Source organism: Streptosporangium sp. NPDC000095, assembly GCF_042899335.1.
GTDB lineage: Bacteria > Actinomycetota > Actinomycetes > Streptosporangiales > Streptosporangiaceae > Streptosporangium.
This window is the reverse complement of record NZ_JBIAZS010000004.1, coordinates 412217-437279: the sequence shown is the minus strand read 5'-3', so window position 1 is coordinate 437279 and position 25063 is coordinate 412217. Positions and strand designations below refer to the sequence as shown.

General features: G+C 68.1%; 26 protein-coding genes. 17 read left to right on the top strand and 9 right to left on the bottom strand.

Going from position 1 to position 25063, the window contains the following annotated elements:
- Positions 1-71: 71 nt before the first annotated feature.
- Complete coding sequence (locus ACFY3V_RS12770) at positions 72-641, bottom strand: GNAT family N-acetyltransferase (RefSeq protein WP_389772804.1); 570 nt, start codon at positions 639-641, stop codon at positions 72-74.
- A gap of 716 nt (positions 642-1357) precedes the next feature.
- Between ACFY3V_RS12770 and ACFY3V_RS12765 the strand changes: the two genes are divergently transcribed.
- The 4 genes from ACFY3V_RS12765 (at position 1358) to ACFY3V_RS12750 (ending at position 4556) form a co-directional block, all read left to right on the top strand.
- The gene (locus tag ACFY3V_RS12765; protein WP_389772801.1) at positions 1358-2653 is read left to right on the top strand and encodes a hypothetical protein; all 1296 of its coding nucleotides are present in this window, start codon (positions 1358-1360) and stop codon (positions 2651-2653) included.
- A 245-nt stretch (positions 2654-2898) separates the two neighbouring features.
- Positions 2899-3183: a hypothetical protein gene (locus ACFY3V_RS12760; RefSeq protein ID WP_362900613.1), complete on the top strand. Its 285-nt coding sequence runs from the start codon at positions 2899-2901 to the stop codon at positions 3181-3183.
- A gap of 106 nt (positions 3184-3289) precedes the next feature.
- A complete protein-coding gene (locus tag ACFY3V_RS12755; RefSeq protein ID WP_389772797.1) occupies positions 3290-3958 on the top strand; it encodes a hypothetical protein in 669 nt (222 codons plus the stop codon).
- 100 nt (positions 3959-4058) lie between these two features.
- Positions 4059-4556 (top strand): HAD domain-containing protein, encoded by a 498-nt coding sequence (locus tag ACFY3V_RS12750; RefSeq protein ID WP_362900617.1) that lies wholly within the window; start codon positions 4059-4061, stop codon positions 4554-4556.
- A 462-nt stretch (positions 4557-5018) separates the two neighbouring features.
- Here the strand turns inward: ACFY3V_RS12750 and ACFY3V_RS12745 are convergent, their stop codons facing one another.
- Positions 5019-5972, bottom strand: coding sequence for a GlxA family transcriptional regulator (locus ACFY3V_RS12745; protein ID WP_389772793.1), 954 nt, complete (start codon positions 5970-5972; stop codon positions 5019-5021).
- 121 nt (positions 5973-6093) lie between these two features.
- On the opposite strand from ACFY3V_RS12745, the gene ACFY3V_RS12740 reads away from it, so the two are divergent.
- The 5 genes from ACFY3V_RS12740 (at position 6094) to ACFY3V_RS12720 (ending at position 10464) form a co-directional block, all read left to right on the top strand.
- Complete coding sequence (locus ACFY3V_RS12740) at positions 6094-6753, top strand: DJ-1/PfpI family protein (protein ID WP_389772790.1); 660 nt, start codon at positions 6094-6096, stop codon at positions 6751-6753.
- 42 nt (positions 6754-6795) lie between these two features.
- Positions 6796-7113, top strand: a complete 318-nt coding sequence (locus ACFY3V_RS12735; protein ID WP_389772787.1) for a hypothetical protein — start codon at positions 6796-6798, stop codon at positions 7111-7113.
- Positions 7110-7595: a DUF2269 family protein gene (locus ACFY3V_RS12730; RefSeq protein ID WP_389772784.1), complete on the top strand. Its 486-nt coding sequence runs from the start codon at positions 7110-7112 to the stop codon at positions 7593-7595. Before ACFY3V_RS12735 ends, ACFY3V_RS12730 begins: the two co-directional genes overlap by 4 nt.
- A complete protein-coding gene (locus tag ACFY3V_RS12725) occupies positions 7592-7876 on the top strand; it encodes a hypothetical protein (RefSeq protein WP_362900627.1) in 285 nt (94 codons plus the stop codon). The genes ACFY3V_RS12730 and ACFY3V_RS12725 overlap by 4 nt, the downstream gene beginning before the upstream one ends.
- Before the next feature lie 218 nt (positions 7877-8094).
- Positions 8095-10464 carry a HelD family protein gene (locus ACFY3V_RS12720; protein WP_389772780.1) on the top strand — a complete coding sequence of 790 codons (2370 nt, stop codon included), beginning with the start codon at positions 8095-8097 and terminating at the stop codon, positions 10462-10464.
- Between the two features lie 79 nt (positions 10465-10543).
- Here the strand turns inward: ACFY3V_RS12720 and ACFY3V_RS12715 are convergent, their stop codons facing one another.
- From ACFY3V_RS12715 to ACFY3V_RS12695, 5 genes are all read right to left on the bottom strand, one after another.
- Positions 10544-11419, bottom strand: coding sequence for a class I SAM-dependent methyltransferase (locus ACFY3V_RS12715; protein WP_389772777.1), 876 nt, complete (start codon positions 11417-11419; stop codon positions 10544-10546).
- A complete protein-coding gene (locus ACFY3V_RS12710; RefSeq protein WP_389772774.1) occupies positions 11389-12012 on the bottom strand; it encodes a cysteine hydrolase family protein in 624 nt (207 codons plus the stop codon). Before ACFY3V_RS12710 ends, ACFY3V_RS12715 begins: the two co-directional genes overlap by 31 nt.
- Entirely contained in the window at positions 12009-13079 is a 1071-nt protein-coding gene (locus tag ACFY3V_RS12705) for an isocitrate/isopropylmalate family dehydrogenase (protein ID WP_389772771.1), read from the bottom strand. The genes ACFY3V_RS12710 and ACFY3V_RS12705 overlap by 4 nt, the downstream gene beginning before the upstream one ends.
- A 50-nt stretch (positions 13080-13129) precedes the next feature.
- Complete coding sequence (locus ACFY3V_RS12700) at positions 13130-13660, bottom strand: EF-hand domain-containing protein (protein ID WP_362900637.1); 531 nt, start codon at positions 13658-13660, stop codon at positions 13130-13132.
- A 311-nt stretch (positions 13661-13971) separates the two neighbouring features.
- The gene (locus ACFY3V_RS12695; protein WP_362900639.1) at positions 13972-17241 is read right to left on the bottom strand and encodes a BTAD domain-containing putative transcriptional regulator; all 3270 of its coding nucleotides are present in this window, start codon (positions 17239-17241) and stop codon (positions 13972-13974) included.
- A 168-nt stretch (positions 17242-17409) separates the two neighbouring features.
- Between ACFY3V_RS12695 and ACFY3V_RS12690 the strand changes: the two genes are divergently transcribed.
- Complete coding sequence (locus tag ACFY3V_RS12690; RefSeq protein ID WP_362900641.1) at positions 17410-17892, top strand: hypothetical protein; 483 nt, start codon at positions 17410-17412, stop codon at positions 17890-17892.
- Between the two features lie 229 nt (positions 17893-18121).
- Here the strand turns inward: ACFY3V_RS12690 and ACFY3V_RS12685 are convergent, their stop codons facing one another.
- Positions 18122-19195 carry an alkene reductase gene (locus ACFY3V_RS12685; protein WP_362900643.1) on the bottom strand — a complete coding sequence of 358 codons (1074 nt, stop codon included), beginning with the start codon at positions 19193-19195 and terminating at the stop codon, positions 18122-18124.
- A gap of 127 nt (positions 19196-19322) precedes the next feature.
- Between ACFY3V_RS12685 and ACFY3V_RS12680 the strand changes: the two genes are divergently transcribed.
- The 4 genes from ACFY3V_RS12680 to ACFY3V_RS12665 all read left to right on the top strand — a co-directional run bounded on the left by ACFY3V_RS12680 (position 19323) and on the right by ACFY3V_RS12665 (position 22276).
- Positions 19323-19691 carry a MerR family transcriptional regulator gene (locus ACFY3V_RS12680; protein WP_362900645.1) on the top strand — a complete coding sequence of 123 codons (369 nt, stop codon included), beginning with the start codon at positions 19323-19325 and terminating at the stop codon, positions 19689-19691.
- 327 nt (positions 19692-20018) lie between these two features.
- Entirely contained in the window at positions 20019-20594 is a 576-nt protein-coding gene (locus tag ACFY3V_RS12675; protein ID WP_362900647.1) for a hypothetical protein, read from the top strand.
- A 19-nt stretch (positions 20595-20613) separates the two neighbouring features.
- Entirely contained in the window at positions 20614-21165 is a 552-nt protein-coding gene (locus ACFY3V_RS12670) for a hypothetical protein (protein ID WP_362900649.1), read from the top strand.
- A gap of 199 nt (positions 21166-21364) precedes the next feature.
- Entirely contained in the window at positions 21365-22276 is a 912-nt protein-coding gene (locus tag ACFY3V_RS12665; RefSeq protein ID WP_389772763.1) for an oxidoreductase, read from the top strand.
- Positions 22277-22348: 72 nt separating this feature from the next.
- Here the strand turns inward: ACFY3V_RS12665 and ACFY3V_RS12660 are convergent, their stop codons facing one another.
- Positions 22349-22960, bottom strand: coding sequence for a TetR/AcrR family transcriptional regulator (locus ACFY3V_RS12660; protein ID WP_362900653.1), 612 nt, complete (start codon positions 22958-22960; stop codon positions 22349-22351).
- 142 nt (positions 22961-23102) lie between these two features.
- On the opposite strand from ACFY3V_RS12660, the gene ACFY3V_RS12655 reads away from it, so the two are divergent.
- The 3 genes from ACFY3V_RS12655 to ACFY3V_RS12645 all read left to right on the top strand — a co-directional run bounded on the left by ACFY3V_RS12655 (position 23103) and on the right by ACFY3V_RS12645 (position 25019).
- Positions 23103-24146: a hypothetical protein gene (locus ACFY3V_RS12655; protein ID WP_389772760.1), complete on the top strand. Its 1044-nt coding sequence runs from the start codon at positions 23103-23105 to the stop codon at positions 24144-24146.
- A gap of 145 nt (positions 24147-24291) precedes the next feature.
- The gene (locus ACFY3V_RS12650; protein ID WP_362900657.1) at positions 24292-24666 is read left to right on the top strand and encodes a hypothetical protein; all 375 of its coding nucleotides are present in this window, start codon (positions 24292-24294) and stop codon (positions 24664-24666) included.
- Positions 24663-25019, top strand: coding sequence for a hypothetical protein (locus ACFY3V_RS12645; RefSeq protein ID WP_389772757.1), 357 nt, complete (start codon positions 24663-24665; stop codon positions 25017-25019). The genes ACFY3V_RS12650 and ACFY3V_RS12645 overlap by 4 nt, the downstream gene beginning before the upstream one ends.
- Positions 25020-25063: the final 44 nt, after the last annotated feature.

Here is a 25063-nt window from a genome sequence, read left to right as displayed (position 1 = left end):
CGTGGGCACCACTCGGACGAGGCGAATGCCGAGACAGCACCCAGAGTCGGGTTGCCACGGGAAGCTCAGGGTTATTTGTCCCGGCCGCGTTGCTCCCACTCGGCCCGGGTGAGTTCGTACTCGACGTCACCGTGCTCGGAACCTTCGATGGCCTCCGGCCAGTCCTCGGTGAAGCTTCGGACGAACGACAGGCCCGCCTTCTCCATCACCCGCCGGGATCCCGCATTGACCGCCATGGTGTTCGCGATCACCCGTTCCACTCCGAGGTCGGTGAACCCCCTGTGGATCAGGGCTCGCGCCCCTTCCGTGGCATAGCCGTTGCCCCAGGCGGCCTTGTGCAGGCGGTAGCCGAGTTCGACCACGGCGGGACTGTCGTCGGCCAGGGGCCTGAACTCGAACCAGCCCAGAAAGACGCCGCCGATTTTCTCCTCCGCGGCCCAGTAACCACGGGTCCCGAAGCACGGGTGAACATGCAGGAGCCGTGGCAGGTTTCGTGCCCGGATCGTCTCAAGAGTCGTCGGCCGGCCGCCGTTGATGAAGCGCATGACGTCGGGATCGTTGTCCAGCGCGAGAAGATGCTCGGCATCGGCCTCGGTGAACGGACGCAACACGAGCCGTTCGGTCTCAAGGAAGGCGGGCATGCCGCGATCCTAACCACCGGGGATCATGCGGCGGGTCGACGAGAGGTGGCGCGGGTTTCCGGACGTTCGGCGGGGGATCGTCTCCGACAACATGAGGTTCCCGTCGTCGCGAGCTGTGCGTGTGCTGCGGGCGTTTCTTTCCGCGCAGGACTGGAGCCCTTGGCCGAGGGCCGGGAGTTGCTCCGAATCGGCCCGGTATGAAAAGCCCCAAGGTGTTACCTGCCTTTCTCCGGCAGGATGGATTTGCGGGTCGGTGTGAATGTGTGGGCGGAGGCAGTCGGCTTCGTTTGAGGAGTAACTGCAAAGGGTCTTCGCCGTTGGAGGCTCGACATGGATTTCGGGGTGTTCGGTCCAGGAGTGGACAGCGCAAATAATAGCGATTTGGCTTTTGGTGTGCTCTGGTCGCGTCTGCGAGGGAAAAGGGCTTCAACGAGTCCTGATCTCATCGAAGTGTTCGCGAGATCGATGATCCTTGTTGTCTTAGCGTAGCGGATTGATTGCAGGGTGTGATGTGATGAGGGAGGTTGGTTCAGCCCGGTCTGGAAAGTCGGATGGAAAGAGGGTTTGTTGTCTCACGGTTGTCCGCACCCGGAGGGAAGGTTCGGGTGGCCTGTGCGGCTGGGTTAATCGGATTTACAGTCCAGGTAAGAAGGAAGGAGGAGATGCGAATGCCTCGACCGGTTCTCCCGCCGACCGGTGGTGTTTTCGTACACCCCTTGAGTTACGTCCGTGCCGAGCGTGGCTGGACGTACCAGGATCTGGTCACCATTATCGCCCGGCGAGTCGGAAATATGGCGAGAAGAAAAGAAAAGGCGTGGCGCTGGGAGCATTGGGGCACTGTTCCCGATCGGGACACGCAGCTCGCGCTGGCGGCCGAGCTCGGGGTGTGCGAGGAGATGCTCGTCACGCACCCCTGGCCCGCCTGGCTGCCGGTCGGTGAGGCCATTCGCGTCGACTTCCCCTGGGACCAGGCGGGCAGCCTGCTCGCCCTCGACCACGCACTGGAGAAGGCGATGATGGATCGGCGCGGTTTCATGCAACTGACCGGAATGAGCCTGACCGCGTTCGCGACCGACTGGCTCAACGTCGAACCGGCCCAGCTCGCCTCGGTGCTGCGCGGCGACCGGATCACCGAGGAGTTCGTCTCCCAGATCGAGGCGGGCCTGCCACGCCTGGTCAGGCTGGAAGCGATGTACGGCGGAGAACAGGCACGCAATCTGCTCGACGCCGAACTCGGCGTGGTCGTCAAGGTGCTGAAGAAGTCCTCCTACAGCGAGGATCTTGCCCAGCGCCTTCACGGCCTGGCTGCGGAAATCGGAGAACTGGCCGGTTACGCCTCCTTCGATACGGGCCTGCACGCTGCGGCCCAGCGTTACTGGGCCGCGGCCATTCGATCCGCACATACGGCCGGTGACCGTGCCGTGGGTGCGAGCATCCTCAGGTCGATGTCCCTGCAGTGCAAGGATCTTGGAGATCTCCCGGGCTCCGTGAGCATTGCCCGTACCGCCTACGAGAGCGCGGGGCGTGTCACTCCGCGAACCGCCAGCATGCTGGCCGCACGCCTGGCCTGTGCCCACGCGAGCGTAGGCGACAAAACCGAGTCCCATCGCCTGTTGGGCATTGCTCACACCCAGTTCGAGCGTGGCACCCACGACGACGACTCGCCATGGGTCGACTGGTTCGACGAAGGAGCTCTTCACGACCACGCCGCCGTGTGCCACCTTGATCTGGGGGACCCACGAGGTGCGGATTCCCTCTTGGACCAGGCGCAGGAGAGGTTCTCCCGGACAAGGCGCAGGGACTATGCCACCTACCTGATCAGGCGTGCTCAGGTCCAGAACGACCTCGGCAACGCCGACCACGCCGCCGATCTGCTGCACCAGGTGATCCCGATAGTCGAGCAGGCCCCCTCCAAGCGCAACATCGGCAGACTCCTCGCCGCCCGCGACCGCCTCCCCAAGGACACCCGCCGCAGCGACCTCGACCAGCGACTGGCCGCCCTGACCGCATGACCTCGCCAACCCGGGGCGTCGGACACACCAAGTCCCGACGCCCCGACGGCCCTCAAGAAGCGCGATCGACACGCAAAATCCTGATCATCGCGGTACGACTGCTGAGGGGGCAGGGAAATTCCAAAGGGTCTTGCCGGCACTCGGTGAGTTCTCGCCTGAGGTGCCGGTCTGACTCTCACTCTCTGGTCCTCTGTGTTTACTCACCCTGAGGTACCTAGGTACCGTGGGAGCGAAAGGAGGAAGTCATGACGACGCCCCACCCGGCCAAGCGGCAATCACCGCTGAAAGTCGACCCGGCGACCGACGAACTGATCTCCCAGGCGGCCCACTTCCTCGGGATGACCAAGAAAGACCTGGTGGCCGCTGCGGTTCGTGTCTACCTCGACCAGCAGCGCGAACAGATCCGCCGCGGGATGGTCGAGTCGATGAAGGTCCTGGACGGCTCCCTGTCGTCCAATGTGTCCTTGCTCACCGGCCTGACGCCCGACCGCATCAACGAACTCGGTGGCACCGGCGATTGGGAGGAATGAAATCTCCATGCACCGCGTCCGTCCTACGTTGCGTGCCCTCCGTGACGACCTGAAACTGCCCATACCGTCCGCGCGGACTCCGTTGGACATGGTCTGCCACCCGCTGTTGGACAAGGCCTCCGAACAGTTCGCCGATCCTGGCGCCGCGCATGAGCGCATCCGTGCCATCGATGATGTGGTGCTGTTCAAGGTGAAGGTGCAACGCTGGCGTGGAGCCGTATGGGCGGACGACCCCGAGGTCGAGATCCCAATGTGGATGGTCGCCGCCGGGACCCGCGAGGACGGCTCCAATGATGACTTCTACACCGCTCTGGAAACCAGCGGGAAAGCGGCCCGTGCCCGCTACAACGCCGAGCACGATCATGCCCTGACCACCGGCACCTACAGCGGGCATCTCCTACCCACCCGTGACGACCATGACCGCTACCAGCTCGAAGCGGCAACCAGATTCGCCCTACGACTCAACTCCACGATCCGCGCTCTCGCACGTGGATCCTTGCACGACGGCCACGAACACGCTGCTGACTTCTCCGGCTTCCGCCTCGGGATCCAGGTCCGCGCCGACAACGGCAACGAAACCTACGCGGCGATTCGCATTACCGGCTCAGTCCCGGCGAACCTGGTCGCGATGATCCTGGGCCGGGTTCCCGGCTGCGAGGCAGACGGCTGGTTCCCCGAATACGCACTGCCCGAACGTGACCTCCTGCCCGCAGAACAGGTCTGGTCCAACATCATGGATCCCAAGGCCGCCGCCGAGCTTCTAGAGGAATCTTGACAGTCCCGATGCGTTGTGGGCCCCGCTTGGTCGCTCTCGTACGTGCCGGAGCCCGCTTCGAGCGCAGCGTACTCATCGAACGTGACCGAGGCAACGCGGCATGACCGGCCATACCGTACGCCCGCTGCTCTTTCTCGACGTCGACGGGCCACTTCTCCCGTTTGGGGAGGACCCGCAACGCGCACCACGGGCTACCGCACCGGACTCCGGCTTGGCGCGGCTCACCTCCGAGACGGGGCGTCGGCTGGCGGCGCTGCCCTGTGAACTCGTCTGGGCGACGACCTGGGAAGACGCGGCGAATGCCGAGATAGCGCCCCGAGTCGGGCTGTCACGGCTACCCGTCGTGAGCTGGCCGGAGTCAAACGGCCGGCATGAACGTGAAGACCAATGGTTCGGGCTTTGCTGGAAGACCCGGACCTTGGTGGAGTGGGCGGACGGACGCCCATTCGCCTGGGTCGACGACGAGATCACCGACGCCGACAGGGAGTGGGTGTCCAGGCACCATGGCGGCCGGGCTCTCCTGCACCGAGTGGAGTCATATCGAGGGCTCACCAGCGAAGACTTCGCAGTCCTCGATCGATGGCTTCGAGCTCTGTAAGCCCCTGCCCCTTTTCGTGCGCCCAGCACGCTGGAAGATCCTCTCGATGATGAGTGTTGGAGTTCGGTGTCGTTGATCTGAGCCGGCAGGTCCTTTCTGCCGCTCGACGAGTAGGTGCGATCATGGTGACAGGCGTAGTACGTCCAGCGCCAGCGACCGATTAGGACCGTGCGTAGAAAACGCCCATAGGAAATCTTGCGATAAGCGGTGAGTTCGCGAGCGAGTCTTTGCTCCTCCTGAACCGCCGTGCGATGCTCGGCACGTAACGCCGCCAGTCGCTGATTGGCCCTTTGGAGCGCCTGTTCGCCGGCCTGTACGGCGGCGCTGTGCCGGTCGTTCAACTGGCGCTCTGCCTCTGTCTGCCGCCGGACGAGGTCGATGCGGCTGTTCTGCCGGCTCTGTTCGACTTGGGCCCGCCTATCCTTAAAGGACTGATGCGGTTCCTTCCGTATCCAAGGCCGTTCATGTCCTGGACACCTGTGGGCGAAACACCTTGCGGTACGCGCCCGGTGTGACGCCGAGGACTTGGCCGAACTGCGAACGAAAGTTGCTCGTCGTCGGGAATCCGGTCTGGGCGGCGATTCGGTCTATGGTGTGGTCGGTGGTTTCGAGCAGTTCCTGCGCGTGACGGATGCGCACGCCCGACACCCACTGCATAGGGCTCTGCCCTGTCTCGTCCTTGAATCGACGGGTAAGTGTGCGCACGCTCATACCGGCCACGGCGGCGATGTCCGCAAGCGCCACGTCGCGGTGCGCGTTCGCCTCGATCCATGAGAGTGCCTGTTCAAGGGTCGTCGTCCGGTAGGTCGCTCGGTTCCGGACGATGTACTGTGCTTGCCCGCCCGGGCGGTGCAGCGGCGCGACCGCGAGGCGGGCGGCGTCTGCCGCGACCGCCGTCCCGTAGTCGCGCTGGACGATGTGCAGGCACAGGTCGAGACCGGATGTGGCGCCGGCGGATGTCAGGATGTTCTCGTTGTCCGTGTAGAGCACGTCGGGGTTGAGTCGGACAGCGGGGTACCTGGATGCGAACTGGTCCGCGGCGAGCCAGTGGGTTGTCGCGTCCCGGCCGTCGAGCAAGCCCGCCTCGGCCAGAGTGAAGGCGCCGACGCAGATCGACGCGATCCGTGTTTCCCGCTCCACCGCGGCACGAAGGGCTGCGAGAACCGCGGGCGGCGACGGCTGCAACGGGTCGTTCCTCCCCGGTACCACGATGAGGTCGGCACGTTCGAGCGCGTCCAGTCCCTCATCGATTGCCAGGCGCAGGGGGCCTGCCTGGATCGACTGCTCGTGGCCGGCAACGACAAGCCGGTATCCGGGCCTTCCGTCCGGTAGGCGTACGCGTCCGAAGGTCTCAATGGGTGTGGCCATATCGAAGGCGATCGCATCGGGAAGCGCGAGCACGACGACCGTGTACATCCTCGCATGATAGCCATCTCAGCCTGTGGCTGGATTCAGGTGTTCTCTGTCTTGATAGCCATTGGTCTGACCTGCCGGCGAAGGTGAGGATGGAAGGAGCGTCCATTGAAAGGAACCATCCATGCCTCAGCTCCGCGCCCAGTTCGTGCTCTTCGACGGGTTCGACCCGCTCGATGTCATCGCCCCGTTCGAGGCGCTCACCGCCGGCAGTGACTTCCTCGGCGGAGCGTTCGCGGTGGAACTCGTCAGCGCGAGCGGTCCCGGCATCGTGCGATCCGGTACGCCCCAGATATCCCTCACGGCCGTCGCCGTACTGGACCCTGATGCGCCCGGCTATGTGCTTGTCCCAGGAGCGGCCGGTCCCGTCGATGGAGATCCCGATGCCGGAGCCGAGACCATTCCCGTACTTCTGGGCCGGTTCGCGTCGAGCGACGCGATACCCCTGATTCGCCGCGCGCTCGACAACCCGGACATCACCGTCGCGGCCCACTGCGGGGGTTCACTCGCGCTTGCGATGGCCGGCCTCATCGAGGGGCGCACCGCGACCACGCATGTGCTCGGCATCGACATGCTCGACGCCACGGGAGTGAACGCCATCCGCGCACGCGTGGTGGACGACGGTGACCTCATCAGCGGAGGTGGTGTCACCTCGGGCCTCGACGTCGCCCTGTACCTGCTCGAACGCGACTTCGGCTCCCACACCGCGCACGCGGTCGAGGAGCTTTTCGAGTACGAGCGCCGCGGGACCACCTGGAAGAGCGCGCGCCGACTTGCGGCCTGATCCATTCACCTCGATCCCTCAGAGAACGGAAGTCCCGAACAAATGAGCGCCATCGCCGGAACCTGGCTGCTGCGCATGAAGACACCCGTCGGCACCATCGAAGCCGACTACAGCTTCGAGGAAGAGGACGGGGTGATCCGCGGTAGCGCGAGCGGTGGCGGCGAAACCACGCCCCTCACGGACGTCGCGGTCGAGGACGGCCCGGCCGGTCAGCGCGTCACCTGGCGACAGCGCATCACCAAGCCGCTACGACTGAACCTCGAATACGACGTCACGGTCAACGGCGATGTCCTCACCGGCGAGTCCCGCGCCGGGCGACTGCCACGCACGCGCGTGACCGGCGAGCGGACCAGCGCGTGAGCGCATTCCTGCTCTCGGTCCATGTGCTCGCGGCGATCCTCACCATCGGCCCGGTCGCCGTCGCGGCGAGCATGTTCCCACGTTTCGCGCGCCTCGCCCTCGCCGCACCCGATGACCCGAGAAACGTTGCCGTGGTGCGCATCCTGCACCGCATCACCCGCGTCTACACAGTGATCGGAGTGCTCGTTCCCGTGTTCGGCATCGCAACCGGCGCGAGCATCGGTGTGCTCGGCGACATATGGTTGATCGTCTCCATGATCCTGACCGCCGCCGCCGCTGCGCTGCTGATCGCGTTCATCCTGCCCCATCAGACGCGCGTCGTCCGCACACTCGACGCGGGCTCGGACGACGTGGACGAGGCGGTGCCTGACAGAATCGCCCGCCGACTCGGAATGCTGACAGGCGTGTTCAACCTGCTATGGGCGATCGTCGTCGTCCTCATGATCTACCGGCCCGGCTCGACCACGGGAGTCGGACTATGAGCCCGCGTCGCACACTGCAAATCGTCGGTACGGTGGAACTCGCCACGCTCGTGCTGATGCTCGCCAACATTGTCACCGTCCACCTGCCGGAAGTCTCACGAGTCCTTGGTCCTGTGCACGGATTGGCCTACACCGCCACGGTCATCACGGCCGTCCTCGTCATGGACGGACGCCGCAGGGTGTGGATGCTCGCGCTCATCCCCGGGATCGGCGGCCTCCTCGCGTCGCGTGCCGCGTCACCGGAGCGACTGGAACGGTGGCTATTGGACAACGAACTGTAGGTGACCACAGGACACCTCGTCACGCCACGTTCCGAGACCACGTCGGCCGTTTCTCCGGCGATGCTCGGGTCCAGGGGGATCGGCCCGCAAAAAAAAGGGGCGCTGCCCGGCATTGACTGAAGAGGGGAGAAGGTAGACGGGCACGTCGGCGAAAGCTACACTGCTGGCCGTTTGAAAGGAAAAACAAACACGTCTGCTGGTTAATTATATCACGGGGAGTGCTGTTGTCAATCGAGGCGTTGCGCGAGGAGCAGGAGTACGTGTCGATGCTGTACGGCAGGCTCGATGAGCTCCGCGAACACGTCACCGAACGGCTGACCCGGGTGCTCGCGACGACCGGCGGCAACGCCCAGGCGCGCGTCGAGAGGGAGGCCGCCCACGCCGCCCACGCCGAACGCCTCGCCCAGCTCAACGCGGCCGAGCACGGCCTGTGCTTCGGACGGCTCGACATGCTCGACGGCGAGCGTCGCCACATCGGCAGGATGGGCCTGCTCGCCGACGACGCCACCACCGCATCCGTTGTCAAAGGCACCGACGACGCCGGGGACGCCGAGGACGTCGAGGACGCTGCCCCGCTGCTCATCGACTGGCGGGCACCGGCCGCCCGCCCGTTCTACCTCGCCACCGCGGTCACCTCGGAGGGCGTCCGGCGGCGCCGGCACATCAAGGACCGCGACCGTACGGTGGTCGAGGTCCACGACGAGGTGCTCGACCTCGAATCCGCGGCGGAGGCGAGGCACGAGGGGCTGGCGGGCGAGGCCACCCTGCTGGCCGCGCTGAACGCAGGCAGAACCGGCCGGATGACCGACATCGTCCAGACGATCCAGGCCGAGCAGGACCGCGTCATCCGCTCCGAGCACACCGGAGTGCTCGTCGTGCAGGGAGGGCCAGGGACGGGAAAGACCGCGGTGGCGCTGCACCGCGCGGCCTATCTGCTCTACACCCGGCGGCGACAGCTGGCGCGGCGGGTGGTGCTGGTCATCGGGCCGAACGCGACGTTCCTGCGCTACGTCGGCAACGTGCTCCCCGCGCTGGGGGAGACGAGCGTGCTGCTGTCGACGATCGGCGAGCTGTATCCCGGCCTGACCGCGGAACGGGAGGAAAGCCCGGAGACCGTCGAGGTGAAGGGCCGGTCGGCGATGGCCGAGGTGGTCGCCGCCGCGGTACGCGACCGTGAGTGGGTGCCCGAGGACCACCTTGAGGTGGAGTACGAGGGACAGACACTGCGCCTGGACCGGCGGACCTGTGAGCGGGTACGCGACCTGGCGCGGTCCTCCCTGCTCTTGCACAACCCGGCCAGGCCGATCGTGGTACGAGAGATCAGCGGAGTCCTTGCCCAGCAGTACGCCGAACGCATCGCCACCGATCCGTTCGACGGTGAGCTCCTGCTGGACGCCGACCAGGTGGAGGGCATCCGCAGGGAGATGCTCACCGACGAGGCGGTCCTCGCGGCACTCGACGAGCTCTGGCCCGACCTGACACCACAGCGACTGCTCACGGACCTGTTCGGCTCGCCGGAGCGCATCGCCTCGGCGACGCAGGGGTTCACCCCCGAGGATCGGGCGTCACTGCTGCGGGAGCCCGGCGGCGGCTGGTCGCCCGCCGATGTGCCGCTGCTGGACGAGGCGGCCGAACTGCTCGGGGAGGACACCAGGGCGGAGCGGATCCGGCGGGAGCGCGAACGGCGTGAGCAGGTCCGCTACGCGCAGGGAGTACTGGACGTCGCGATGGGGTCGCGGGCCACCGACCTGGAGGACGACCAGGAGGCCGAGATTCTCACGGTGAACGACCTGATCGACGCGGAAACGCTCGCCGGGTGGCACGAGGAGGAGGACCACCGCACCTCGGCGGAGCGCGCGGCGGCCGACCGGACCTGGACGTTCGGACACGTGATCGTCGACGAGGCGCAGGAGTTGTCGGAGATGGCCTGGCGGCTGCTGATGCGCAGATGCCCCGCCAGGTCGATGACCGTCGTCGGGGACACCGCGCAGAGCGGCGAGCCGGGCGGCACCCTGTCGTGGGGCCGGGTGCTCGACCCCTACGTCAAGGGCCGCTGGCGTCTTGCGAACCTCACCAGGAACTACCGGGTGCCCGCGGAGATCATGGCCGTCGCCGCCGAGGTGCTGACGGAGATCGACGCCGACCTTGAGGCGCCGGTCTCGGTACGGGAGAGCGGGGTCGAGCCGTGGGCACTTCGCGTGTCGCAGGAGGAACTCACCGACCGGCTGGCCGAGGTCGTCGCGACCGAGGCCGCGAAGCTGACCGACCGGCGGCTCGCGGTTATCGTGCCGGACTCGCTGCTGGAACCGCTCGGACTCGCGATCGCGGCGAGCGTGCCGGAGGCGTCGGTCGGCGAGAACCCCGACGCGCCCCGGCCCGTCGTCGTGCTGAACGTGCGGCAGGCGAAGGGCCTGGAGTTCGACGAGGTGCTGGTGGTCGAGCCCGGTCTGATCGTGGCCGAGTCGCCACGCGGGCTCAACAACCTCTACGTCGCCCTGACCCGCGCCACCCAGCGGCTGGGCGTGCTGCACACGCCGTCGCGGCCCGTGCCGCGTGCGCTGCGGGCGTTGCTGTTCGCGCAGAACTGAGGCGGCTCATATTAAGGCTGCGTGCCGGTAGGCGCCTTGGCGTGACGTCAGGTGTTTACCGCCAAGAAGCTGATCAGACCTACGCGCCGGGTTTGTCGGCGAACACCCAGCGGTTGCTCGCCAGGGCGTCGTTCGGTTCGGGTAGCGGGCCGCGACCGTGGTGGCGGGTGAAGTCGAAGGGCGTGTGGATCGCGGTGGACCAGCCCAGCTCCCGCAGGCGGCCGGCGGAGTCGGGGCGCGGCTCCCCGTCGAACAGGGCGAGCAGGTCGACGCCGATCTGTTGCCTGGTCGCGACGTACACGGGGCTGGCACGGACCTGTGAAGACTCCGCCCAGAGCTTGACCTCGAAGCCCAGGGTGCTTCCCCCGGCGCTCAGGCGGTCCACGGTGTCGATGAGACGCCGCTCGGCGGCCGACGGGAGATAGAGCAGCAGGCCCTCGGCCAGCCACGCGGTCGGCAGGGCCGGGTCGAAGCCGGTGTTCAGCAGCGACCGGGCCCAGTCCTCGCGCAGATCGGCCGCGATCGGGCGGCGGATGGTCGTCGGGACGGCGGCGAGGGCGTCGAGCACGTGGTGTTTGAACGCCAGGACGCCGTCGCGGTCGATCTCGTAGACGACCCGGCCCGGTGGCCAGCCGAACCGGAAGGCCCGCGTGTCGAGGCCCGCGCCGAGCAGCACGACCTGCCGGGCGCTCTCGTGGACCGAGCGGATGAGAAAGTCGTCGAGGACTCGGGTGCGCAGGCCGAAGTAGCGCCCCAGCCTGCCCCAAAGGGGGTTGGCGTCCCCGCCCGGAACCTGTGCCGGGCGGACCGGCCAGGCCGCGGACGCCTCGGCGGCGCGTACGAAGTGCTCGGCGTAGGTGTCGGCGGCCAGAGCGTCGGGCCGGTGGGTCTCGATCGCCCGCGCGGCGGCGACCATGAGGGCGGTCAGGCCGACGCCGCCTTCGACACCTGGCACGCGTCCTCCTCTCCGGCCTGGGGCACCCACGGGTGGTCGTGGGTGCTGAGGTGAGCGCCATAGAGACGGGCCATGAAGCGCAGGACGTCCGCGTCCGGCAGGTGCCGGCCGGTGGTGCAGTCGGTCAGCACCGTGATGTGGAAGCCCTTCTGGAACGCGGTCCGGGCGGTGGAGTCCACGCAGACGTCGGTGTACAGGCCCGCGAGTACGAGCCGTTCGACGCCCCTGTGGACGAGGTGCTGCTCGAACCCGGTGCTGAGAAAGGCGTCGAAGCACGCTCGCTTGGTGAAGACACGCTCTCCCGGCAGAGGTGACACCCGGTGGAACTCCGCCCCCCACGAACCTTCCCGGCACTTGAGCGGCTTGTTCTGTATGCGATCCCGGCGCAGCCAGCTCGGACCCTGATGTTCGGCGTCGCCGACGAACCGGACGAAGATCACCTCCATGTCGTGGGCACGGGCCCGGTCGACGGCCAGCGCGGTGCGCGTCGCGACGGCCTCCAGGGTCGCGGGGTCGCCGGAGTAGCGGGCGTGAGCGGTCGGCCCGACGCAGAAGTCGTTCTGCAGGTCCACGACGACCAGCGCGGTGGTCATGAGTTCACCGCCGCGGTCGGCAGCCCCGCGGGCTCCAGCGCGTCGAGCAGTGCGTCCACCATGGCGGTGGTCGAGTGCCGTCCGCCGAGGTCCGGGGTGCCGATGCCTCGGCGGACGAGTGATTCGAGACCGCGCTCCACCATCCGCACCGCCCCGGCGCAGCCCGCGTGCCGCTCGGCGATCGCCGCCGCGGCGCGTACGGTCGCCACCGGGTTGACCGTGTCCGTTCCGGCCAGGTCGTCGGCGGAGCCGTGCACGGTCTGGTACTCGACCAGTCCGGCCGCGTCGGGGTGCAGGTAGACGTTCTCGGTGCAGCGGTTCTCCTGACGTTCGGAGCCGAAGCGGTCCAGCAGGACCACGTGCATGATGTCGGCCCATTCGTTGCCCGCGATGATCAGCGTGCGGGGATGCGGGCCGTGCTCGATCAGGTTGCGGTTCACCGTGTCCGGCTGGAACAGGCGGATCTCGACGCCGTGCCGCGCGGCGCTCTCGGCGACCCACTCGTCGAGGGCCCCGTCGAGCAGGTGGAACTTGTACGCCATGACGATCTGGCCGATTCCGCCGTCCGGCCACTCCTGCCGGGCACGCCGCACGGCGAAGGCGATGACCTTCTCGGTGATCTCCCGGCTGAACGCCATGGTGCGGATCAGCGCGCCTGGCACGTGGGTGTTCTCCCCGGTGTAGAAGCCCTGGGCCTGGTCCCGAACCAGCAGTAGTGACGCGTCCGGGGTGGTCATGACGTCGATCTTCACCGCCTGCAGGCGTCGGCGGACCAGGTAGAGCGACTGGGCGTTGACAGCCGTGCGGAAGACGGCGGGAACGCCGAGAGCGGCCAGTGTGCGGCAGAAGTCCGCGTAGTGGTCGGCGTCCTCCCCGGTGAGTTCACGGACCCGCTCGATCCCGGCGTCGGCCTTCAACGAGAAATAGGAGTGGTAAATCCGTTTCGACCGGGTGATGTTGATTCCGGCCGAATATCTGTCGGTGATTCCGGTCAGCACCCGTTCGAAGACCGTCGCGAGTTCGGGGCCCGTTCCTCGGCCGACGGCAAGTCCGATGACTGGTTCCACGGATATTCCTTACGTCGAAGACCGGATATGTCGGGTTGCCGGGACTCCGATCAGATCGGCCCGCCGACCAGGTGATCGCCGGGAATTCCGGTCTTCTCCGGGCGGTAGTAATCCTTGATGCCGGCGGCCCAGACCGAGACCGTGATCTGATCGGTCTCCGAGGGCCCGAACGCGTCGAAGAGCGCGTCGATGTTCGCGCGCTCGAAGCCGATGGCCGTCATGAGCGCCATGAAGACGTGCCGTTCGATGAGCCCGTCGCCGTCTGGGTCGCCCAGCTCGGCCAGCGCCTCGGCGAAGTCGGTGATCGCCGCGTCGAAACGCTCTGGGGACAGGACGCACGCGGTGTACTCCTCGAAGCTGATGCGGCCGTCGTCGTTGGCGTCCAGCTCGGAGGACAGGGCCGCCCAGTAGCCCCGGAAGGCGGCCAGCACGGCGGCTTTGGCCGTGTCGTCGGAGTCGGAGGCCGCCGCGACGACCCGGCTCGCCATGAGCTCGAAGTCGTCGGCCTCCAGGAAGCCGGTGCCGTCGGCGTCGAGCAGGGTGAAGACGAGACCTACTCGATCAATAGCCGCTTTCTGCATATTCCATGACCTTTCTTTGGTTGCCACTCGGAACGAGGGCTGAAATCTTGACCCCGACTGTACATGACTATGTCGAGTTGTGACTCGCGGTCTGCGACATGACTGGCCGCCAAAGAAGTCAAATGCGACTATTAAAATGAATGCGACCAAACATTAAATAGCGTAATTATTCCAGTCATTTGTTTGGTTGTTTGTGCTGGTTCTGGCCTATGGTCGATTCTGTGTCGGCAGAGGTCCGCCTGACGTGGCTGATCTCATGCGCAGCGAATTCCGCCGCGTGCGCACCATCCGTCCGTGAAGACGGTGAACCTTTATCCAAGGGTGCGGGCCAGGGACTCGGCTCTGCGGCGGTCGTACGGTGCGGCCAGGTGTTCGGCGGTCGCCATCGCCTGCTCGGCCGCCCGACTGGCCTGCCTTCGCCTGCCCAGGGCGGCCAGGATCAGCGCGAGGGCCCAGCCGATCCGGGCGGCGGCACCGGGGTTGCGGGCGGCGTACCGGTGGAGGTGCCCGAGCAGGAGGTGGGCCACGGTCCGGTCCTGTCCCGCGTCCCCGAGCAACTCGGCGAGGCCGGTCCAGCACTCCAGCATGCCGGGCTGCACCGCCGGCAGCCGCTCGGCCAGCGTCAGCGCCTCGGCCAGCGCCGCGGGCGCCCGCGGCGGGTCCAGGCGGGCCGCGATGGTGAGCAGGCGCAGCTCCTGGATCGTGCGGCTCGCCGGGCTGTCGCGCAGGCCGATCTCCTTCGCGTGCGTACGCCGCCGCTCGTGTGAGGCGCGGGCGGCCGCCAGCAACTCCCGGATCCGCTCCACCGGTACCCCGTCCAGGCGCAGCAGCGCTTCCGCCCGGCCGGTCAGGCACCAGTGACGGCCGATGTCGTCCCCGCCCACCCGCGCGACCGCCAACTCCTCCGTCTCCGCGTACCCGGTGGCCGCCGCGGCGAACTCGCCCTGCCACAGCGCGGTCTCGGCGAGCATGCCAGCACAGTTCTCGGCCACCCGCGGGGCGATCGCCCGCGACCGTCCCTCCGCGAACGACCGCCTGGCGTCCTCGAAACGGCCCGCGTGGAGCAGGTCGATCCCGCGGGCCAGCCGGGCCCGGTGCACGGCCTCGTCCGGGTGGTCGATGACGGAAAGTTCCTGGTCGGCGAGGCTGCCGTAGAGGGTGGCGATCCGGTGGCGGCCGGCGAGGCGGGCGATGGTGGCGAAGTTCGCGTAGGACTCGGCGCGCAGGGCGGGGTCGGTGCCGCGGTCGGCGGCGTTGAGCTGGCGCAGTGAGGTCACCAGCATCACGGGGAGGTCCCGCCGGTGGTAGGCGAGCCGGGCGAGCAAGGTCAGCGCCTGCGCGGCCTCGGCCTCGCATGGACGGAGTACGGGAGGGAGACGGCGGGCGGCTGTGATCGGCAGGAGGCGGTGGGCGGTCTGGCGGGCGGCGGCGGTCAGGAGAGCGGTCGCGAGGTCGGTGGGGGTGGTGGGAAGTGACTCGCCGAGCGTGTCGAGGGCGGCGCGGGCCAGGCGGGTGGCGGCGCGTTCCCTGGCGAGCTGGTGGGAGCTCACCGCGGCCATCCGGAGCAGGCGGGCCCGCAGGCACAGGTCTTCCTGAGGACGGTCGAGGTGCTCGCGGACGATCGCCACCGACTCCTCGTAGAGGCGCAATCGCAGGCACAACGTCCAGTAGTGGTCCAGGAAGCGCGGCTGCCGGGACACCCGCCAGGCCAGGCGGATGTTGTCCATCTCGGCGCCGAGCACGCGGACGACCTCGGCGTCCGAGCCGTCCTGGAGCGCGGTGGCGTGCCGGTCGAGGAGGCGGGCGTAATGGCGGGCGTGCCGTTCGCGTACCTCCGGGTCCTCCAAACGGGCGGCGGCGAACCGCTGGATGAGAGGGTGGAGGGTGTACCGGCCGGACGGGGTGAGCTGCAGCACGCTGTGGTCGACCAGGTGGACCAGCACCTCGGGGCTGGTTCCGGTGACCTCCAGGGCCGCGCGCAGGGTGCAGCCGCCGCCGAATACCGACAACGCCGCCAGCGCCGCCCGCCTCGCCGGGTCGAGCAGCCGCCAGGACGTCTCGAAGACCGTACGCATGCTCGTGTGCCTGGACCGTGCGGCGGGCCCGGCCGTGGAGAGCAGCGCCGTGTCCACGCCGAGGCGTTCGGCCAGGTCGGCGCACGGCACGGCACGCAGCAGGCCGGCCGCCAGCTCGATCGCCAACGGCAGCCCGCCGGTCGCGGCGCAGATCGCGGCCACCAGCGGGGCCTCGCGCTCGGAGTCGAATCCCGGCTGGACCTTGAGCGCCCGCACGACGAACAACGCCTCGGCGGCCGGCTCGGCAAGCCCTTCCACCGGGACGACCACCTGTCCGGGCACGTCCAGCCGCCGCCGGCTGGTCGCCAGTACCCGCACGCCCGGCGCCACCCGCAGGATCTCCGCGATCACCCCGTCGAAGGACGGCAGATGTTCGAGATTGTCGAGCACCAGCAGCGTCGAGCGACCGGCGAGGGCGGCGAGCAGCAGCTCGGCGGCGGGCCGCGGCGGCGAGAGGTCCACGCCGAGCCGACGCGCGAGCGTCGTCACAGCCGCCTCCGCCTGCACCCCGACAAAAGATACGAACGCGACATTCGCTGAGGAAAGCGGGGCAACATTGCGCTCGCCGGCTCGCGCGGAGGATACGGAGGACAGGGACGCGATGTCGTGCTTCCTGGTCCCCGCAGAGGAGAGGGACGAGGCATCCCGGTTCCCGGCCTCCGCCACGGCGATGGCCAGGCGGGTCTTGCCGATGCCGCCCGGGCCCGACAGGGTGATCAGGCGTTCCCGGGACAGCAGGGCACGTAGGCGGCGGATGTCGGACTCGCGGCCGATCAGCTCCGATCCGGGGACCGGCAGGGCGGCCTTGCGGGGGGTCGCGGGCCGGGGTGTGAGGCCCTGGCGGAGCGCGCGGGTCTCGGGTACGGGATCGACGCCCAGCTCGCGCGCCAGCCGCAGGCGCAGCCCCTCGTAGCAGGCCAGGGCCGCGGCCCGGTTTCCGGTCCTGGCCAGGGAGGCGATCAGCACGCGGTGGGCCTCCTCGTCGTACGGGTCCAGCTCCGTCACGATCCTGGCCAGCCGTACGACGTGTTCGGAGGCGGCGGGCCCAGCGCGTACGAGCAGCTCGCGCAGCACCAGCCGGGCCCGCTGCCGCTCGCACTCCAGCCACCCGGCGAACGCGGGCGCGTCCCCGAAGGAGAGACCGTCGAGGAACTCCCCGCGCCACAACCGGAGCGCCCCCGCCACCGTCGGGTCCCGGGTGAGCTGCCGGTAGTCCACGAAGCAGTCGTCGTCGGCGCGGAAGCAGACGTGGTCGCGGGTGATGTCGAGCCGGCCGCCCACGTCCTTGCGCAGCTCCGACAGCGCCAGCCGCAGGCTGCCCCTGGCGTTGGTGTCGGGACGCTCGCCCCACAGCAGCCCCGCGAGCTCGGCCCGCGAGCGCGCCCCCGGCACGGTGGCGAGGTAGCAGAGGAGTGCCTGGGTCTTGGCGGAACGGATCCGCACCGGCCTTCCCCCGACAGCCAGCTCGGGTGTGCCGAGCAGCAGCAGACTGAAGGAGTCTCCCATGCGAAGACAGTAGGCGCGTGCCCGCCGACCGACTGTGTCAGAAGGCACGCAGATCGTATGCTCTATGCCATTGACCTGCGATCTAACGATGTGCTCACGCTCCGCCCGCGACTCTGATGCCGCGTTTCGCGACGGTCGCGAAACGTCAGCGTCTCCAGGAGGAGCAGCATGCATTCTCGTAAGGTGATCGCCGCACTCGCCCTGGCCGGAGGTCTGGTGGCGCCGATGGCGTTGGCCGCGACCCCGGCGGCCGCCATGGCAGGCTCGTGCCGCGTGGAACTGGAGGACATCGACGCCGGCAATGTGGCCGACCGGGACGGCCGGGACGAGCTCCGGTTCCTGGTCGACGGAAACCTGTTTCCCAGGATCAACGCCAACTACTACGGCATGAACGCCGGTGACGACGGGGATCCCCGCGACTTCGAATACCCGACGTCGATCATCCTGAACACCCAGGACGTGGTCTTCGACCTGCGCGAGGTCGACGGCCCGGTCTGGGGACAGGGCGACCGGCTCGGCACGGTGACCGCCCTCGGCAGCACCTGCGCCGGGCTCGCCACGGGCGCCGTCAGGATCATCACGAGGACCCTCACCGGGACCGAGCAGACGGACTACTCGTACGTGGTCAGCCTTGAGATGACCGGTCTGTAACCGCCCTCGGAGCTGAGGCCGCGCTGCCGCCGCGGGGCAGCGCGGCACGAGCATCGGCGGCGCGGCCGTCGTCGACGAGCCGTGCCGTCAATGCCGTCAATGGCCCTGCACCTGCGCGGACAGAACCTCGGCCCGCGCGACATCGCCGTCATGTTCGAGCTCCGCAGCGCCCCTCTGGTGCGAGAAGGCCGGACCGATCCGCTACGCCGGAGCCCTGAGCCGCTCAGATTCACGCCGTGTGCCGGTAGGCGGGGTAGGTGAGATAGCCGGCATCGCCGCCCTGGTACCAGGTGGACTCGTCGTGCGGCGCGATCGGGAGCCCCTGGCGCAGCCGCTCCACGAGGTCGGGGTTGGCGATGAAGGCGCGGCCGAAGCTGATCAGGTCGGCGCCGAGGCCGAGCCAGTGGTCGGCGGCGGCCCTGTCGGTCTGTCGGGGGCCCATCGGGAAGACCGGGTTGACGATGAGCGTGGCGGGCCAGGACTTGCGCAGCCCGACGAGCACGTCCTCGTCGGTGGTGGCCTCGAGGTGGACGTACGCCAGGTCCAGGGTGGCGAGTTCGGCGAGCAGCGCGCCGTACAGGGCGGGGACGTCGGTGTCCTGCGCGCCCCAGATGCCCGCGCCGGGGGAGAGCCGGATGCCCGTCCGGTGCGCTCCGACCGCGTCGACGGTCGCGGACACCGCCTCCACGGCGAATCGGATCCGGTTGGCGATCGATCCGCCGTAGACGTCGGTGCGCAGGTTGGCGTTGCTGGAGAGGAACTGGGCGATGAGGTAGCCGTTCGCGCCGTGCAGTTCCACGCCGTCGAAACCGGCGTCGACGGCCCGGAGGGCGGCTTCGGCGTAGGACCGGGCGTGCTCGGGCACCTCGGCGGTCTCCAGCGCCCGCGGCACGGGCGCCGGTTTGGGGCCTGTCGGGGTGAACACCTCCCCGGTGGCGGGAACAGCCGAGGGGCCCACCGGCCGCGTCCCCGTGGTGTCGGGGTGGGAGACCCGGCCGCCGTGCATGATCTGGGCGAAGATACGACCGCCGTTGGTGTGGACCGCGTCGGTGACCGGTCGCCAGGCCGCGACCTGCTCGTCGGTGTACAGACCGGGGGTGCCCGGATTGGACTGCCCGACCAGGCTCGGCTGCACCCCTTCGGTCACGATGAGCCCGGCGGCGGCGCGCTGGGCGTAGTAGGTCGCCATCGAGGGCGTCGCCAGGCCGCCCGCACCCGCGCGGACCCGTGTCATCGGGGCCATCACCACGCGGTTGGGCAGGGTCAGCGCACCGAACCGGTAGCGGTCGAACAGGGTCGTCATCTGCGTACGCCTTTCCGAGGTTCCTGAGAACGGTCGCGTCCGTCGGCTGGACACGACGATTACGCTAGAACCTGACATTGACGTCAGAGGCAAGTGTTTTGGTCGAGGATTTTCGAGAGGAGGCGCGATGCGGATCGGTGAGTTGGCGTCGAGGGCCGGGGTGAGCGTCCGTTCGCTGCGCTACTACGAGGAGCAGGGCCTGCTCACCAGCACGCGCAGCTCCAGCGGCCAGCGCCACTACACCGACGACGAGGTCGAGCGGGTGGTGTTCATCCAGCGCCTGTACGCCGCCGGGCTCTCCAGCCGTACGATCGTCGAGTTGCTGCCGTGCGTCGACTCGCCCAGCGAGCAGAACTCCGAGGAGGCGTTCGAGCGGCTGGTGTACGAGCGAGGCCGGATCGACCAGCACATCAAGGAGATCCTCAGCGCCCGCGACGCCCTCGACCGGCTCATCGACGCCAATCGAGCGCACCACGATCGACTGACGACTCACTGACCTCGAGTCCTCCCGGGGCAGCGTCGATCACTGAGCTCTTCCCCTCCTCGGAGGCGTCCTTACCAGGTCGGACAGCTCATCCCCGGCGAACCACGCTGTGAGCGGTCACCACGACAACCGACCGAACGAAACAGCGGAGCCCCGGCCCCCGCAGGAAAGAGGACCGGAGCTCCGTCCCGTCGGTGGATGACGAGGAGTCGTCCGCAGGCGGGCGGATAGTTGATCACCCGCCAGGCGGACGCCGTCTCCGCTGTGCGCGACTCATACTTTGGCCTGCGCTGCGCCGCCTCTCTGGACGTATTCCTATGCGGAAAGGAACCAAAGAAAATGAGGACGTACAGCAAGGCAGTACACGCCGCGGTGGTGGCCGCTTCGGCGGCGGCCCTGGCCGTGGTCTCGCCCGCACCGGCCGCGTCCGCGGCGGCGGTGACGATCAGAGTCGTGCCGGCCTACTCCGAGACCCAGGAGGAGTCCTCCTCCTGGTTCGTCTGCCCCACCAACCAGGTGCTCACGGGACGGTCGCACTACGGGGACGAGAACGCCGACACGACGTACACCTGTAGCTGGATTTTCATCAACGACGAGCAGGTGCAGGTGAAAATCGGTGACTGGAGCCTCGAATACCGGGAGAACAACTCCAACTACTCCTCCCCGCCGGACCAGGCGCTCGTCGGGCGCCGGCACATCCTGGACGAGAACGGCTGGACCCGGTACCGCTCCGCCTCCCTGTCGTGGCGGGGGCAGACGGTGCGGCTGATCGATCCGGTGTGGACCGGCGACCTCAAGGAGAGCAGACACAACTACCAGGCCGGCACCCAGCGGGTCCTGATCGGTCGTGCGCACTCCGGGGACGAGAACGGCAACACCCGCTACCAGCACGCCTACGTGACCATCGACGCCTGATTCCGGAAAGGGGGACGACATGAAGAAGTTCGCGTTCGCCGCGCTGACGGTCGCCGCCGTCGCGGCGCTGAACATCCCGGTCCCGGCCTCGGCGGCAACGATCAAGGTCGAGTACGTCTACAGCGGGACCGTGAAGGAGTCGGGGGGCGAGGCCGTCTGCCCGGAGGACCAGGTCATGACCGGGCGGTCGCACTACGGGGACGAGAACGCCGACACCACCTACCAGTGCAGTTGGATCTTCATCGACGGCGTGCGGGTGGAGGTGTTCACCGGCGACTGGTACGGCTACGCGAAGGAGAGCAGGTCGAACTTCTCCGCACCGCTCGACCAGGCGATCGTCGGGCGTTGGCACCACGGTGACGAGAACGGCTCCACCGAGTACAAGACCGGGGCTCTCTACCGGCAGGGGATTCAGGTCCGCATCACCAACCGGACATGGACGGGTTCCTACACGGAGAGCAGCCACACCACGCAGGCCGGTTTCAACCAGGTCATGACGGGGCGCAACCACAGCGGTGACGAGAACGGCAAGACGTACTACCAGTACGGAACGGTGACGTTCGCGGGCTGACAGGGTCGATCACCGCCGCTCACCTCCCGGGACGGGCGGTATATCGCACGATTCGGCTTCGTATCACCGATGATACGAAGCCGAATCGTGCGATATGGGGTAGATCATCGAAGTTCTGCTCCCATCATGGAGCCGGCGGACTTCGGCCCTGACTTCCTCCCACGCCTGAAGGCGGGGTCTCCACACGCAAGGAGATTCGATGAACACAAAGACGATCACCGCCGCGGCCGCGGGTGCCTTCGAGCTCGGCGACCTGCCGGTCAACCGGATCGGGTTCGGCACGATGCGCCTGACACAGAGCGGCGCGGCGTTCGGGAACGGCGTCCCGAGTGACCGGGGTCGGGCGATCGGCGTGCTGCGCCGGGCGGTCGAGCTCGGGGTGAACCACATCGACACCGCGGCCTTCTACTTCTCCGCGCTGCGCTCGGCGAACGAGCTGATCAACAGTGCGCTCGCGCCGTACCCCGATGACCTGGTCATCGTCACCAAGGTCGGGCCTGGCCGGGATCCGTCGGGTGAGTGGCTGTGGGCCAGGCCGGAGCAGCTGCGCGGCCAGGTCGAGGAGAACCTGCGCCAGCTCGGCCGGGACCACCTCGACGTGGTGAACCTGCGCATCCCGCGGAGCATGGCGCCCGGCTCGATCGCCGAGCATTTCGGTGCGCTGGCCGACCTGCGCGAGGCCGGGATGATCCGGCACCTGGGCGTCTCCAACGTCACGCCCGCGCACCTCGCCGAGGCCCAGGCCGTCGCGCCGGTGGTCTGCGTGCAGAACGCCTACGGCATCGGCGCACGGCCCGAGGACCACGAGTTCCTGCGCGCCTGCGGGGAACAGGGCATCGCGTTCGTCCCCTTCTTCGCGATTGCCGGGACCGGGCGAGAGACGGGAGCGAGCGTCGCCGAGAGCGGGGAGGTGCTCGCCGTCGCACGCGCGCACGGCGTGACGGCCGCGCAGGTACGGCTGGCCTGGACGTTGCAGTGCGGGCCGCACGTACTGGCCATCCCCGGCACCGGCAACCCCGACCACCTGGCCGAGAACGTGGCCGCCGGCGCCCTGCGGCTCTCGGAGGAGGAGATGACCCGTCTCGGCTCCGTCCAGAGGAGTGGACGTTGAAGCACCCTCGCCGGGGTCCGCGACGACCTGGATCCGGTACGGCTCCGCGACGGCGGGTGAGGTGACGAAGGGTCAGTCCGAGGTCCGGCGGTGTCCGCGTATCAGGGGCAGGTACACCTCGTCGACGATCTCGACGAGGACGCTGTCGGGCACGGTGGGGACTCCGCGGGTGACGAACTCGTTGCGCAGCAGTACGACGGCGACGGTGGCCACCCGGGGGTGAAGGACTTCGGGCGGAGCCTCGCCGCGGGCCACCGCACGCCCGAGAATCGTCAACCACATGCCGGACCCGGCGTCGCCGGACTGTTCGTGGAGTTGCGCGAGGAGTTCCGGATCGTCGGCGACGCCCGACAGCAGGCTGCGCAGGATGTCACCGGTGGGCGAGGACCAGTGGCGGTTCGCGCCACGCAGCAGCTCCAGCACGTCGCCGCGCAGTTCGCCGGTGTCGGGCAGTGGTGCGGAGGCCGCGCTCAGCTGCCGGTAGGCGGCGATGCTGAGCGCGGCCCGGTTCGGCCAGCGGCGGTAGATCGCGTTCTTGTTGGTACCGGCTCGGCTGGCGACTTTATCCATATTTAGGCCTGAATATCCGGATTCGAGGAGTTCGTCGACCGCGGCGCGGAGTATCGCCTGCTCCAGGGCGGCGCCGCGCCGCCTGGTCGGGGCGGCGGTGGGCTCCTCGGTCATCTTCTCTCCTTAGTGGGTACTCTGCGTACCCTGTTTTTCCGCCGACACTCGGCACTGTCATCCGATTAAGGTACGATAAGTACCGTAAATGCCTCCCCGTCGGAGAGCCCGTGCTCTGACGTGCGGCGGTATCCAATCGGCATTGAGAAGGGTACGAGTCATGCGAGGCAAGGGCATCACCTACGACACCGGCTTCATCGACACCGGTCTCGCCGACGCGGGACCGAGCACCCGCGAACCGTTCGACCCCGACGTCGTGAAGCGGGAGATGCGGGTCATCCGCGAGGACCTGCACTGCAACGCGGTCCGGATCACCGGCGGTGACCCGGACCGGCTGGAGATCGCCGCCGTCCACGCCGCCGACGCCGGACTGGAGGTCTGGTTCTCGCCGTTCACCTGCGACCTGACCACCGACGAACTGCTCACCTTCCTCGCCGACTGCGCCGAACGCGCCGAGCGGCTACGCGGGCGGGGAGCCGAGGTCGTCCTCGTCACCGGCGCCGAACTCACCCTGTTCACCAAGGGGTTCCTGCCCGGTGACACCCTCGCCGACCGGCTCGCCCTGCTGGCCGAGCCGCATCGCCTGCGCGAGGTGATGGCGCCGGTCCCCGCCCTCCTCAACGACTTCCTCGCCAAGGCGGTGAGCGTGGTCCACGACCGGTTCGGAGGAAAGGTCACCTACGCCGCGCTGCCGTCCGAGCAGATCGACTGGACGCCCTTCGACATCGTCTCGGTCGACGCCTACACGTCGATCGAGGTGGCCGATCAATATGCCGAGGCGATCCGTTCCCTCGTCGCGCGGGGGAAGCCCGTCGCGATCACCGAGTTCGGGTGCACGACCCACCGGGGCGCGGCCGACCTGGGTGCGCGTGGCATGTTCATGGTCGAATGGGACGGCGCGAAGGCGATCGCCCTGAAAGGCGACTACATCCGTGACGAGGCCGAGCAGGTCACATACCTGAGGGAGTCGCTGGAGGTCTTCGCCGCCGAGGGTGTCGACACCGCGTTCTGGTGCACCTTCGCGTCCTACAACCTGCCGCACCGCGACGACCCTCGCGAGGACTTCGACATGGCGAGCTACGGCCTGGTCAAGGTGCTCGAAGACCGTCCCGGCCGGACCTACCCCGACATGCCGTGGGAGCCCAAGGCGGCGTTCGCCGCCCTCGCCGACTGTTACCGCGACTGAGGACGTCTTTACCAGCGGCTCGCTGTACTTCGGAACACGTTCCGAAGTAGCATGTGGCATGGCTACGCCGACTGTTCCGTTCTCCGATCTGTCAAAGCACTCCAAACGAGTCGCCGAGACCCTCGATCGAGTTCACCGAGTGCATGTGAAGCGCCGAGACGGAGAAGACCTGTTCATCTCCACCGCGCGGCATGACCGGCAGAGAGAGGAGACCGCGGACATCGCGGCCCGTATGGTCGCGGCACTCCTCGCCAGCGACGAAGGCACCCGCGCCGTTCTGCACGCCTTGCCTACGGTCTTCCCCTGGGTGAGACACCTTTCCCTGGAGGAGAAGAGGGAGTTTGTCCAGGAACTCGTCGACGCCACACGGGACGCGGTCGAGCTGGACGTTCATGCCACCATGCATCGGCTCATCGTCGAATGGCGTGCCACCGCTCGCGTCCTCGCCGACCCTTCGCTGACCGCACAGCTCACCCGCCCGCTGCCCGATGACGATCACGGTGAGGTGATCGCACCGTGAGTCCCAAGCGCGGCGACGCGGTGGCTCCGCCGCCGATCGGTGACGAGTGGCACCTGCGGTTCGCCACCAGTGAGGCGGCCAAGGGGTGGGCCGATCTGTGCGCCGAGGCTGCGGGCAACACCCGGCGCTGTTTTGAGGCGCTGCGCGACGCCCCGCTGTCGCAGGACGACCCCGATCGACAGCACCGCCTGCGAGGTCGTCTAGCCGCCGGGGTTCTGGGAGGTCGCGAATATCCGCAGTGGGAGTATGAGGTCACCGCAGGTGGTCGCGTGCGTTACCTCGTTGACGAGCCTCGGCGGACCGTCCACCTCGTCTATGCCTCGACGCGCCACCCCAAGGACACCGACGGCTGAATATCGAGAAGCCCGAAGAGGATGGCCTGCGGAATCTCGAATGC

Bases quoted from the DNA above. Each gene is read 5' to 3' on its own strand.
- ACFY3V_RS12770 (WP_389772804.1), bottom strand. From the start codon at position 641: ATGCCCGCCTTCCTTGAGACCGAACGGCTCGTGTTGCGTCCGTTCACC.
- ACFY3V_RS12760 (WP_362900613.1), top strand. From the start codon at position 2,899: ATGACGACGCCCCACCCGGCCAAGCGGCAATCACCGCTGAAAGTCGAC.
- ACFY3V_RS12750 (WP_362900617.1), top strand. From the start codon at position 4,059: ATGACCGGCCATACCGTACGCCCGCTGCTCTTTCTCGACGTCGACGGG.
- ACFY3V_RS12745 (WP_389772793.1), bottom strand. From the start codon at position 5,972: ATGTACACGGTCGTCGTGCTCGCGCTTCCCGATGCGATCGCCTTCGAT.
- ACFY3V_RS12740 (WP_389772790.1), top strand. From the start codon at position 6,094: ATGCCTCAGCTCCGCGCCCAGTTCGTGCTCTTCGACGGGTTCGACCCG.
- ACFY3V_RS12735 (WP_389772787.1), top strand. From the start codon at position 6,796: ATGAGCGCCATCGCCGGAACCTGGCTGCTGCGCATGAAGACACCCGTC.
- ACFY3V_RS12725 (WP_362900627.1), top strand. From the start codon at position 7,592: ATGAGCCCGCGTCGCACACTGCAAATCGTCGGTACGGTGGAACTCGCC.
- ACFY3V_RS12710 (WP_389772774.1), bottom strand. From the start codon at position 12,012: ATGACCACCGCGCTGGTCGTCGTGGACCTGCAGAACGACTTCTGCGTC.
- ACFY3V_RS12700 (WP_362900637.1), bottom strand. From the start codon at position 13,660: ATGCAGAAAGCGGCTATTGATCGAGTAGGTCTCGTCTTCACCCTGCTC.
- ACFY3V_RS12695 (WP_362900639.1), bottom strand. From the start codon at position 17,241: ATGGGAGACTCCTTCAGTCTGCTGCTGCTCGGCACACCCGAGCTGGCT.
- ACFY3V_RS12690 (WP_362900641.1), top strand. From the start codon at position 17,410: ATGCATTCTCGTAAGGTGATCGCCGCACTCGCCCTGGCCGGAGGTCTG.
- ACFY3V_RS12685 (WP_362900643.1), bottom strand. From the start codon at position 19,195: ATGACGACCCTGTTCGACCGCTACCGGTTCGGTGCGCTGACCCTGCCC.
- ACFY3V_RS12680 (WP_362900645.1), top strand. From the start codon at position 19,323: ATGCGGATCGGTGAGTTGGCGTCGAGGGCCGGGGTGAGCGTCCGTTCG.
- ACFY3V_RS12675 (WP_362900647.1), top strand. From the start codon at position 20,019: ATGAGGACGTACAGCAAGGCAGTACACGCCGCGGTGGTGGCCGCTTCG.
- ACFY3V_RS12670 (WP_362900649.1), top strand. From the start codon at position 20,614: ATGAAGAAGTTCGCGTTCGCCGCGCTGACGGTCGCCGCCGTCGCGGCG.
- ACFY3V_RS12665 (WP_389772763.1), top strand. From the start codon at position 21,365: ATGAACACAAAGACGATCACCGCCGCGGCCGCGGGTGCCTTCGAGCTC.
- ACFY3V_RS12660 (WP_362900653.1), bottom strand. From the start codon at position 22,960: ATGACCGAGGAGCCCACCGCCGCCCCGACCAGGCGGCGCGGCGCCGCC.